9 protein-coding genes and 1 pseudogene are annotated in these 10,959 nt (G+C 71.5%); 3 read left to right on the top strand and 7 right to left on the bottom strand.

Translation table 11 applies throughout. From position 1 onward, the window contains the following. The first annotated feature begins 48 nt into the window (after nucleotides 1-48). Nucleotides 49-1,572, top strand: a complete 1,524-nt coding sequence (gene adh, locus JE024_RS02130) for an aldehyde dehydrogenase (protein ID WP_205371913.1) — start codon at nucleotides 49-51, stop codon at nucleotides 1,570-1,572. A 252-nt stretch (nucleotides 1,573-1,824) separates the two neighbouring features. On the opposite strand, the gene JE024_RS02135 is transcribed toward adh, so the two are convergent. Further along, the gene (locus JE024_RS02135) at nucleotides 1,825-2,835 is read right to left on the bottom strand and encodes a glycoside hydrolase family 113 protein (protein ID WP_205376330.1); all 1,011 of its coding nucleotides are present in this window, start codon (nucleotides 2,833-2,835) and stop codon (nucleotides 1,825-1,827) included. A 132-nt stretch (nucleotides 2,836-2,967) separates the two neighbouring features. On the opposite strand from JE024_RS02135, the gene JE024_RS02140 reads away from it, so the two are divergent. Further along, nucleotides 2,968-3,624 (top strand): TetR/AcrR family transcriptional regulator, encoded by a 657-nt coding sequence (locus JE024_RS02140; protein WP_205371914.1) that lies wholly within the window; start codon nucleotides 2,968-2,970, stop codon nucleotides 3,622-3,624. A gap of 287 nt (nucleotides 3,625-3,911) precedes the next feature. On the opposite strand, the gene JE024_RS02145 is transcribed toward JE024_RS02140, so the two are convergent. Then, nucleotides 3,912-4,610 (bottom strand): IMP cyclohydrolase, encoded by a 699-nt coding sequence (locus JE024_RS02145; RefSeq protein WP_244882534.1) that lies wholly within the window; start codon nucleotides 4,608-4,610, stop codon nucleotides 3,912-3,914. Between the two features lie 607 nt (nucleotides 4,611-5,217). Then, nucleotides 5,218-6,103 (bottom strand): annotated as a pseudogene (locus tag JE024_RS02150) (DUF4394 domain-containing protein). A 540-nt stretch (nucleotides 6,104-6,643) separates the two neighbouring features. Here JE024_RS02150 and JE024_RS02155 point away from each other — a divergent pair. Continuing rightward, nucleotides 6,644-7,513 carry a universal stress protein gene (locus JE024_RS02155; protein ID WP_205371915.1) on the top strand — a complete coding sequence of 290 codons (870 nt, stop codon included), beginning with the start codon at nucleotides 6,644-6,646 and terminating at the stop codon, nucleotides 7,511-7,513. A 110-nt stretch (nucleotides 7,514-7,623) separates the two neighbouring features. Here the strand turns inward: JE024_RS02155 and JE024_RS02160 are convergent, their stop codons facing one another. From JE024_RS02160 to JE024_RS02175, 4 genes are all read right to left on the bottom strand, one after another. Beyond that, nucleotides 7,624-8,484, bottom strand: coding sequence for an anti-sigma factor (locus JE024_RS02160; RefSeq protein WP_205371916.1), 861 nt, complete (start codon nucleotides 8,482-8,484; stop codon nucleotides 7,624-7,626). After that, nucleotides 8,468-9,076: a sigma-70 family RNA polymerase sigma factor gene (locus JE024_RS02165; protein WP_205371917.1), complete on the bottom strand. Its 609-nt coding sequence runs from the start codon at nucleotides 9,074-9,076 to the stop codon at nucleotides 8,468-8,470. Before JE024_RS02165 ends, JE024_RS02160 begins: the two co-directional genes overlap by 17 nt. Then, on the bottom strand, nucleotides 9,073-9,744 hold the full coding sequence (locus JE024_RS02170) for a class F sortase (protein ID WP_244882536.1): 672 nt from the start codon (nucleotides 9,742-9,744) through the stop codon (nucleotides 9,073-9,075). Before JE024_RS02170 ends, JE024_RS02165 begins: the two co-directional genes overlap by 4 nt. Nucleotides 9,745-9,846: 102 nt before the next feature. Next, nucleotides 9,847-10,680, bottom strand: a complete 834-nt coding sequence (locus tag JE024_RS02175; protein ID WP_205371918.1) for a DUF4397 domain-containing protein — start codon at nucleotides 10,678-10,680, stop codon at nucleotides 9,847-9,849. Between the last annotated feature and the right edge of the window lie 279 nt (nucleotides 10,681-10,959).

The following is a 10,959-nucleotide window of genomic DNA, read 5'->3' on the forward strand; positions in this document are numbered from 1 at the left end:
AGCGTCGTCCGACGGCGGGCGGCGCGCGCACACCGGGAGGCCCAGGACATGACCCGATACGCGAAGCCGAACACCGACGGCGCGGTCGTCTCGTACGAGTCCCGTTACGACCACTGGATCGGCGGCGAGTACGTCCCGCCCGCCCGCGGGCAGTACTTCGAGAACCCCAGCCCGGTCGACGGCCGCCCCTTCACCGAGATCGCCCGGGGCACCGCGGAGGACGTCGAGAAGGCCCTGGACGCGGCCCACGCGGCGGCGCCCGGCTGGGGACGGACCTCGGTGGCGGAGCGGGCCGGCATCCTGCTGAAGATCGCCGACCGGATGGAGGCCGGCCTGGAGCAGCTCGCCGTCGCCGAGACCTGGGACAACGGGAAGCCGGTGCGGGAGACGCTGGCGGCCGACATCCCGCTCGCCATCGACCACTTCCGGTACTTCGCGGGCGCGCTGCGGGCGCAGGAGGGCGGGCTCAGCGAGCTCGACGACGACACGGTCGCGTACCACTTCCACGAGCCGCTGGGCGTGGTCGCGCAGATCATCCCGTGGAACTTCCCCATCCTGATGGCCACCTGGAAGCTGGCGCCCGCCCTGGCCGCGGGCAACGCGGTGGTGCTGAAGCCGGCCGAGCAGACGCCGGCGTCGATCCACGTCTGGCTGAGCCTGGTGGCCGACCTCCTGCCGCCCGGTGTGCTGAACGTCGTCAACGGCTTCGGCGTGGAGGCCGGCAAGCCGCTGGCGTCCAGCCCGCGGGTCGCGAAGATCGCCTTCACCGGGGAGACCACCACGGGGCGGCTGATCATGCAGTACGCCTCCGAGAACATCAAGCCGGTCACCCTGGAGCTCGGCGGCAAGTCGCCCAACATCTTCTTCGACGACGTCTCCCGCGCCGACGACGACTTCCGCGACAAGGCGCTGGAGGGCTTCACCATGTTCGCCCTCAACCAGGGCGAGGTGTGCACCTGTCCGTCACGGGCGCTGATCCAGCGGGGCCACTACGGCGAGTTCCTGGAGGCGGGCATCGCCCGCACGGAGGCCATCGTCGCCGGCCACCCCCTGGACACGGACACCATGATCGGCGCGCAGGCCTCCAACGACCAGTTGCAGAAGATCCTCTCCTACCTGGACATCGGGCAGCAGGAGGGCGCCAAGATCCTGACGGGCGGTCAGCGCATCGAACACGGCGGCGACCTGGCGGGCGGCTACTACGTCCAGCCCACCGTCTTCGAGGGCGACAACCGCATGCGCGTCTTCCAGGAGGAGATCTTCGGCCCGGTGGTCGCGGTGACCTCCTTCTCGGACTTCGACGACGCGATCACCACGGCCAACGACACCCTCTACGGCCTCGGCGCCGGCGTCTGGACCCGCGAGGCCAACACCGCCTACCGCGCGGGCCGCGCGATCCAGGCGGGCCGCGTGTGGACGAACTGCTACCACGCCTACCCGGCGCACGCCGCCTTCGGCGGCTACAAGCAGTCGGGCATCGGCCGCGAGACCCACCGGATGATGCTGGACCACTACCAGCAGACGAAGAACCTGCTGGTGTCGTACTCGCCGAAGAAGCTCGGCTTCTTCTAGAGGCCTCGCAGAGGGCGCCCGACCAGGCACGATGCCTGCCGGGCGCCCTCGGCAACCCCTGCCTCCCAGCGCCGCTCCACGTATGCCTCGGCAAGGTCGTACCGCGCGGTCTGCTGCCGGCGCGCCCGGACTGCCCACGCCCGCCGACCGTCCGGCGACCGCCGACCCTCTTCCTCCGCTCCGGACGCATCCGGCGCAGGAGACCCACCCCCGGTGCGGACACCGGGGCGTGGTCGCCGTGCTCGGGGCACGTCATCTCCGATACCGCTGCGCCACTGCCGTGAAGGCGGCCTTGGGTTCCCATTCCATGTCGGGGTAGGTATGTCCCCGTCGCCCTTCGAGGAGTTTGACGATGCCCAGGCCGGCCCGGTCCAGGTCGTGTCTGGGGTCGCCGTCCGGGCGGTGCGGGTAGCCGGGCAGGGCGAACAAGAACACGAACGCGCTGTCCACGCCCTCGGTCTCGAAGATCTCCAGCAGTTCGCTCACGTATGCGGCCTGGCCGGCCTCGTCACGCTCGTACATGCCGTTCAGCCGGACAGGGGCCCGGGTCTCCGGGTCGTGCTCGACGACGTCCAGCACGCGCCCACCGCGGTCTCCCGCGCCGCGGTAGGCCGCGGTGCCGAAGCCGGTGACGGCGAGCGGCTTCGGGCCCCGGGCCAGGGTGCGTACCGCGTCCCGGAACCGGTCGGCGACCTCGGCGGAGCGGATCAGCTCGAACGTCACCATGTCGAACGGCGTCCAGTCGACCTGTTCGAACTGGATGGCCGCGTAGGTGAGCTTGCCGTGGAAGCGCTCGCGGACCGTGGCCGCGGCGTCGCGGAGGAATGTGTTCATGCGCAGGCCGAGTTCACGCATCGCGTCGGCCCTGCGTCCGGGTTCGTTCATGAACTGCTCGACCCGCTCTTCGGGGCTGTCTCCGGGCAGGAACCCGCGGTTCATCACGCTCAGCTCGACGCCTGCAACGAACACGACGGCGGCCCCCTGCTGCCGGAGCCGTTCCGCTCGCTCGGCGCAGTCGCGGAAGAGCGTGAGGATCTGCTCCGGATCCAGCTCCAGCGGATAGGGCGAGAACCAGACCTCCATGCCGAGTTCGGCGGCGGCACCGGCGGCCAGTTCCAGTCGGTCCGGGTCTCCGCCGATGATCTGGACCGCGTTGCAGTGCAGGTCGTCGCGGATGATGGCGAGCTCGCGCCGGACGACAGCGGGGTCGAAGTGCTCGCGGGACATCCGGCCGTGCACGACGAATCCGGTGTCGTAGGTCATTCCTCTTGCGCGCATGCTGACGTCCTTAATGTCGGGTCTCGGCGGGTCGAGACTGACAGCAAACATGCGCGCACGCAAGTTTGCGTGCGCGTAACTTTGCGCGCGCGCAGTCATGTGTGGAACGCTGACGCCGTGACGACACCAACACCGGGGCTGCGGGAGCGGAAGAAGCAGGCCACGCGCCAGGCGCTGCGCGAGGCGGCCCTGCGCCTGGCCATGGAGCGCGGACCGGACCAGGTGCGGGTCGAGGACATCGCCGAAGCCGCCGGGGTCTCGCCGCGCACCTACAACAACTACTTCGCCAGCCGGGAGCAGGCGATCGTCTCCGCAGTCACCGCGGACCGGGAGGCCCGCATCGCGGCGGCGGTCGCGGCCCGGCCCGCAGGAGTGCGCCTGGCCGACGCCATCACCGAAGCAGTGGTCGAGCAGTACACGGCCACAGGCGAGCGCGCACACAAGGCGCTGCTGCTGATCACCACCCGGACCGCGCTGCGCGACGCGTTCCTCGATGCCACCGCCGGCATCGAGCCCCCTCTCACGGCGGTGATCGCCGAACGCCTGGACGACGCCGAAGCGCCTGCAGCCCGTGTCCTCGCGGCGAGCGTGGCCGCGGCAGTGCGCATCGCGCTGGAAGGCTGGCTCCGGCCGGCCGGGAACGCGGAGTCCGCCGCGAGCTTCGCCACCGGAGGACTGGTGGTGCCCTCCGGCTCACTGCCCGACAGGATCCGCACGGCACTGGCCCCGCTCGCGCCCGCGTTCGACGCCGCCGAGCAACCCGCCCGGGCGTGAATACGGCAACCGGTTCACCGCGGATCCGACGGCTGGTGTCGAACACCCCGCTGGCGGGGAGGGGCGGATCGCGCGCGCAGCCCGTGGGCACAGACGGCGAGGGACAGCACAGCAGCCCCGGCAAACACCGTGGCCGGCGCCAGGTGCCGGTACAGTCCCGCCCGCCAGCGAAACCCGCAGGTCAGACAGCAAAGTCCTGCTGGAGTACCAGGACGTGTTCCGGAAGTGATTCCGTGAGGCGGGCTCCGAGGCTGCTCTTCGAAGCTGAATCGGCGGACCGGCACACGTCAGCTCTGGGCCGGCGCTCCTTGCCGAACGTCTGCCTCAGCGAGACCACCGGGCGAGAAGACCGCGGCGGCGATCCGAAGCTGAGGCGGCAGAGAGTCCCACAGCTCGTCCAGAAGACCGCGGCGGTTTCCGGCGGTGATGCGGACCTCGGTGAACGGGTCGCCTGTCGCGATCTCGTGTCCGTCCGAGCGATACGTAGTGAGGAGCACCCCCTCACCGGGCTCCAGGTGACTGACCTCCAAAGTCAGCCGGTTGGTAGCCGTGCGTCCCCCGTTGCTGTGCCGCGCGGCGCCGAACCAGGCTCGCCCGCCGGCTCGGCCGTCAGCAACGACGGTCAGCCGGGGGGTGAAGATCGGCGGGTCCGGTTCGTAGTCCAAGCCGTCCAGGGCCAGGGCGGGAAGCTCTCCGGAGTCGAGCCGGTCGGCGACCGTGGCCACCTGTTCGCCGTTGCCGAAGACCAGCCACTGGCCGCTTTGGCGTGCGGCGACGTAGTGACGCAGGTGATCGTGTGCGCTCGGTTCCGACGGGGCGACAAGCAGAGCCCCCTCCGGAGTGCGGTGCAGAGCGCGGGCCTTGGAGGCAGGGCTTCGTCCCGTGAGGAAGTACCCGCCAAGCGAATCCCCGTTGCCGGTTCGGCACCACAGCACCCCGCGTCCGGGGTAATGGTTGTCCGCCAGTACGTTCTTCAACTCGTTCACCGAGCTCAGCACCCCTTCGACTCTGTGGCTTCCCCAGAATCGCGCGAAGCCGTTGGCGACATCCAAGCGAATCGCCACGTGAGGTCGTTGGCGGGGGCTGCCATCGGGCCTGTCACGGATCCCGCGCCGGCGCAGATAGGCGCGGTTCCTGCGCAGCGTGACCGACGGTGTGCCCGACCCCGACCTCTGCGACGGCCCGCCCCGCGCGTGCGGCACCCAGGACAGCAACACACCGACCTGGTCCGAACCCAACGACACCACTGGCACCACCCGCACCACCCGCACCACCCGCACCACCGGCAGCGCGAAAGCGGCCGAAGCCGGAACGGTGCGGCCGCTGCCACCTGTTTCGCCTCGGTCGAGGTCTACTCGGGATCCGGTACGGCCGGCTACGAGTGCACGCTGACGACATCGTGGAACTGCCGCGCAACTCGGCGGCGGACCGCAGCAGTCGTGCGCTGCGGCCCGCCGCCTCTGCGGGGCCACGGGGCGATGAGACCGGAGAGAGCACCTGCTCCGCCCGCCGCCTCGCAGACGGAGTGACGCGGCTAGGTACCTGGCACGTCACCGTTCACCGTGAGGTGCACGCGTGACCGGGGCAGTCGAGTCAGTGCTGTGCGAGGGGCAGCGCGACATCGACGACGTGCCGGTCGGAGGGGAAGGTGCCCACGAAGGTGGTCTCGCCGTCGAGGATGTCGACCTTGTAGAAGCGGTGCTTCCCGGACGTGTCGAGTGCGGCGAAGCCGTGGTTGGAGCCGTCGGACGCGCGGTAGTAGATGTCGAAGCCTGCGGACGGTCCGGCGTTGACGCCGAGGTTGCCGGTGGGGGCGAGGGTACCTGCGTTGGCCGGGGACTGGAGGGAGACCCGGTCGTTCGCCGTGTCGATGTCGAAGAGCGTGGTCGCGGTCGCGGTGTTGAGGTCGTTGTTCGTGTAGGCGGCGCCGGTGACGCCGAGCGCGGTGGACGGCGGCGTGGTCGGGTTGGTCAGGGTGCCGTCGACGGTGGTGGTGCGAGGGGCGGCCGGGTCGTCGATGTTGTGGCGCAGATTCTGCCCGGTGTCGCTGATGACGCGCAGGCGATTGGCGGCGGGGTTGAAGTCGACGCCGAAGCTGCGGCCCACCAGGGCGACGGTCAGCTGCGAGACCTTGACCGCGCGGGCTTCGCCGTCGAGGGTGTAGACGCCGCCCTTGTCGCCGACGCCGTAGAGCTTGCCGTTCTGGACACGGAAGTCGATGCCGACGAGCTTGCCGTCACCGCGCAGTCCGCGGACCGTGCCGAAGCTCCATGTGGCGGCCGGGTTGTCGACGCGGAAGCCGACCAGACGCTGGTCGGTGGTTCAGCCCCACACTCACCAGAGCGCCCTTGGCCGCCCGCCCCTGGGACGCGAAGGGGCTGGGCGTGGCCTGGTCGGCCGATGCCAGAGCGGAAGCGAACAGCGACGCGGCGACAGCGGCGGTCGCCGCGATGGCGGACGCGACGAGACGAGTACGCACGAAGGTGACTCCGATCGAATACGTGGCCCGCACCCGGGTCGGGGCGAGTCCACCGATGCTTCGATGCCGTCACCGCACAGGATTGCCCAAAAGGTCATCAACCACCCGAACAGCTCATAAAGCACGCCTCCGGGCCCTCGGGAAGCGGTCCGGGCACTCGGGAAGCGGACTGGCCGGCTCCCTTGCCCCTGTCCCGTGGCTGAGGGCTGCGTGAGGCTCCTGAGAGTTCCACGACGATGTGAGGAGGAGCCCCGGAGCGCCGATGTTGCCGTCGTCGTTCGGCGCTCGCTTCCGACCCGGGCCGAACGGTCCTCATGAGGGCCCTTGGGCCCCTCCCCGCCGACGGGCACCGCGTGGAAGCGTGAGGTGTGGAAGAGCCTGTCCCTTTCGACGGAGAAGGCCGCGATGACGCGCACCGTCGAGGCGGCGCCCCATGGGGCTCGGGCCGGTGCTCGGCAAGGTGGCGCACGCGGTGGTCCATCACGCGGACGGCCCCGTCGTGATCGTGCCCCGCGGGAGCGTGCGCGGCGAGGAGGAGCGATGAGTGTCACCGGATCCCGCACCGACATCCTCGTCGGCATCGACCCACGCGACATCTCCGTGCCGGTCCTCGCCTGGGCGGCCGACGAGGCGGAGCGCAGAAACGCTCCGCTGCGACTCGTGGTGTCCGTACCGCCCCTGCACGACACCCAGCACGTCGACACCGGGCCGCAGCACATGACGCTCGCGTCGCGGGGCACGGCGGCACTGGCGCAGGCAGCGGAAACCGTGCGCGCCCTGCACCCGGACCTGACCGTCGCGACCGGACTGCTCGACGGCATGCCCGCCCCCATGCTCTGCCGGCAGGCGGCCGCCTCGGGGCAGCTCGTCGTGCTGGGCTCCCGGCGGCTCAGCCGGCCGGAGGAGTGGCTGAGCGCGAGTTCGGTGGCCGTCCCGGTCAGTGCGCAGGCCGACTGCCCCGTGGTCGTCGTACGGGAACCCGAGCACACGGCACCGGACCCCGGTCGTCTGGTGGTCGGCGTCGACGGCAGTCCGTCGTCCCGTGCGGCGGCCGGCTTCGCCTTCGCGGAGGCGCGTCTGCGGAAGGCGTCCGTGCACGCGCTGTGGGTGTGGCGGCCGCCGCTCGTCGCCCTCCACGGCGAGGACGCCGCCGTGGAGAAGCGGCGGACCCTGCTCGCGACCACGCTGGCCGGACTGCCGGATGCCTACCCCGACGTCGACCTCGTGCAGGAGGTCCGCCGCGGCCACCCCGTCGAGGAGTTGGGCGAAGCCGCGCGCGATGCCCTGGCGGTCGTCGTCGGACGCCGGGGCCAGGGAGGCTACTCCGGTATGCGCCTCGGGTCGGTCGTCCACGGCCTGCTGCACCGGGCCGAGTGCCCGGTGATCACCGTGCCGACAGCGGGAGGGTGAGCGGCCGTTGCCCGAAGGACGCGGAGCCCACCCGCCCGGCACTCGCCCCGCACGCCCTCCGGGGACGGAAGACCGTCCCCGGAGACCGCGTGAGAGCCCCGGAGACCGCGTCAGAGCTTGTAGGGGCCGCGGACGATGCTCGCCCCCGAGTGGTCGGGCTTCCCGTTGTAGGGCTGCACCGAGACGTCGACGACCGAGTACTCGCCGAGGTCGATCGTGTCGGGGACGGGCAGGGTCGCCCGGCCGTCGGGGCCGAGCACCCCCATGGACACGAGCTTGGTGTGGGTGCGGTCCATGAGCCAGACCTCGAAGTATCCGCTGGTGGACGGGAGTCCCTTGACGGTGATGTCGAGGGCTCGGTGGCTGCCGTCGTCACTGACGCGTGCGTACCCGGCCGAGCTGGTGCGCAGCGATTCGAGCCGGTTGCCGTCGTCCGCCGGGGCCGCAGTGGTGGCGTCGGCGTCGGCCCGGGTCACCCACCAGGTGACGGTGCTGCCCGCGGCCGCCCCCAGCAGTGCGGCACACGCGGCGAGCACCACGGCGAACCGCCCCGCTCCGCGGACGACCGGACGCCCGCGGATTCCCGCTCTCTCGCCGGCATCGCTGGCATCACCGGCATCACGGATATCACCGGCATCAGCGGCGCCACCGACCTCGCCGGACCCGACGACCTGCGGCTGCGACGGCGGCGCCAACGGCGACTGCAACGGCACCGGCGACTGCGACTGCGACTGCGGCTGCGGCTGCGCGGGAAGGCGCAGCTCCTCGGTGATGGAGGTCCAGACATGGTCCGGGGGTGCGAGCAGGTCGGCGTCGGCGTGGGACGGGACCTCCATCGAGGTGACGACCCGTCGCAGCTCCGCCAACTCGGCGCTGCACTCTCCGCACTGGCGCAGATGGACGGCGGCCGCGGGATTCGTGTCCTCGCCGAGTGCCAGCATCGCCAGGGTCTCTTCATCGGTGTGCTTCACCGTCCACCTCCAACCGGCTCTTCAGACGCATCAGTCCGCGTCGGGTGTGGCTCTTGACCGTGCCGAGGGGCATCCCCGTGCGTTCGGCGATCTGCGACTGGGACAGGTCGTCGTAGAAGGCCATTTTCAGCACACGTTGCTGCTGTTCGGGAAGATGCTCGATCTCCCTCACGAGGACCACGTAGTCGACGAGCGAGTCCGTCAGCGGCTTCGCCTGCTCCGCGGTGCCCGCGAGGGCGCCGACGGCGTCGACGACCCGCAGGTGACGGGTGCGCCGTTCGAGCGCGTCGACGAACTTCTTGTGGGCGATGCCCAGCAGCCAGGCCCGCAGGGGCGCCCGCCGGGGATCGAAGGTCTTCCGGCTGTTCCAGGCCCCGACGAACACCTGCTGGGTGACGTCCTTGGCCTCCTCCTGGTCCCCGAGCCTGCGCACCGCCAGCGTGAAGACGAGTGCTCCCCAGCGGCGGTACGCGTCGTTCAGTGCGGCTTCGTCGCCGGCGGCGAATCCGTCGTCCACGCTGTCCTCCGACACGGCCGTCACGGGCGCCGCACCGGCGGCCAGTACCTGCGAGCCGCCCCATACGGCCGTCATCGGGGCACCTCCACCGCGGTGACGACCAGGTTGTTCCGGTAGCCGCCGCGCTCCGGCTCATAGGGCCCGGCGCAGGTGACGAGGGTCAGCACGGGGTCGCCGTCGCGGCGGAAGGCGTCCGTGCCGGCGAGTTCGGTCTTGGGCACCGTCCGGCGCGAGACGACGCGGTAGGCGACGGTGCCGCCGTCCGCCCGCCGTACCGTCGCGCGGTCGCCCTCGCGGACGTCGTTCAGGGCGACCAGCACGCCAAGGCCCTCCTCCTCGTCGTCGACGTGGCCGACGACCACGGACGATCCGGCTGCCGAGCCCGGCGCGGGAGAGAAGCGGTACCAGCCGACCCGGTCCGGATCCTCCGGCACCTCGACCTGCCCGTCGGGCGCCACGCCGACGGGATCGATCGGTGCGCCCAACTCCAGTCGGGGGATCTCCAGTCGGACGGGCCCGGCAACGGCTGCCGCGGCACCGCCCGACGTGTCCGGCGCGGGGGCTTCCGTTCGGCCCGTCGGCTCGACCGCCCCGGCAGGCGTCGCCCGCGACGGTCCGAAGTCCTTGTCGCCGCCCGTCCCGTCGCGCCAGTGGGCCGCGGCGGCCATTCCGGCGAGGACGAGGCCGACGAGTGCCGCCGCCACGCCGAGTACCGCACCGCGTCGTGCCCGCGGCGTTCCCATCAATCGACCACCTTTGTCGTGTGGGGTGCCGTCGCACCGCACCCGGGGTGCGGTGCGGTGCGACGGCACCCTGATCGGCTGTGCGGGGCGGTGCGCCCGGTGTCAGACGGCGTCGGTGCGCCGGCGCAGCAGCAGGCCGGCCGCGCCGAGGGCGACGACGGCGCCGAGGGACAGCGCGCCGACGGTCAGGCTCTGGTTGTGCGCCGCCGCCTGTCCGGTCCCGCCGGCGGGGACGCCGCCGGGTGCGGAGTGCATGCCGGTGATGCTCTGCGTCTTCAGGGCGAGGTCCTTGTCGTCGGCGCTGCCCCAGGCGTAGACGATCGTGTGGGCGCCCTCGGCGAGGTCCAGTTCGGCCGGACCGATCGCCACGGTGTCGGTGCCCGCGAGGACGACGTCGGCGGACAGGATTCCGGCCGGAACCTCGGCCGAGACCTCCTTCGGGTTCTCCAGGCCCTTGAACACGGGGGCGCCGTCGGCCCGGACGTCGACCGCGGGAGCCGCGGCGACATGGCGGACGGTCAGCCGGGCCTTGCCCGCGGGCACCTTGGCGGTGTCGTTGACGAAGGCGTCCAGCGCGGGCTTGCCGTCCGCGGTCAGATGGGCGACGAGGGTGGCGTTCGCACCGGCGGGGACCTCCACCGTCTTCTCGACGGCCGGCTTGCCGCCCGGCCCCTCGCCGTCCTTGAAGACCCTGATGTCGTAGGACCCGGCGTCCAGCGTCAGAGGATCCGTCAGCGTGCCCGGCTCGAAGGCGGGGATCAGTTCCTTGTCACCCGCGTACACGTCCACGGAGAGCCCGGGCACCGCGTGCAGCACGGACACCGTGGCCTGGTCCGCCGCGGCCGCCTTCGGCTGGGCGACGGCGGGCATGGCGACGGCGGACAGCGCCACGGCGATTCCGGTGGCGACGACGGCGCCGGTCGTACGAGTGCTCATTGCGGTACTCCCCTTCGTCCGGCCGGAGGCTCCCGACCCTGTGTGGGAAGGCATTCCGGCAGCGGTCGCGGATCGGTTGCACCGGTGGTTGAACTTTCGACCTGCGTACGAACGGACGGCCGCGGCTGCATCCGCCCCGGGCTCATCGGCCGAAGTCACCGGCGAGCGGCAGCCGCTCACGAGGACTCAGGGGCAGGGGACACGCATGCGGGTGGACGAAGCGGGTGAGGCCGCATGCCGTGTCGTGCACGGGGCACCCGGCCGCGGGCAGCAGACTCG

It is taken from the genome of Streptomyces zhihengii (assembly GCF_016919245.1).
Taxonomy (GTDB): Bacteria; Actinomycetota; Actinomycetes; order Streptomycetales; family Streptomycetaceae; genus Streptomyces; species Streptomyces zhihengii.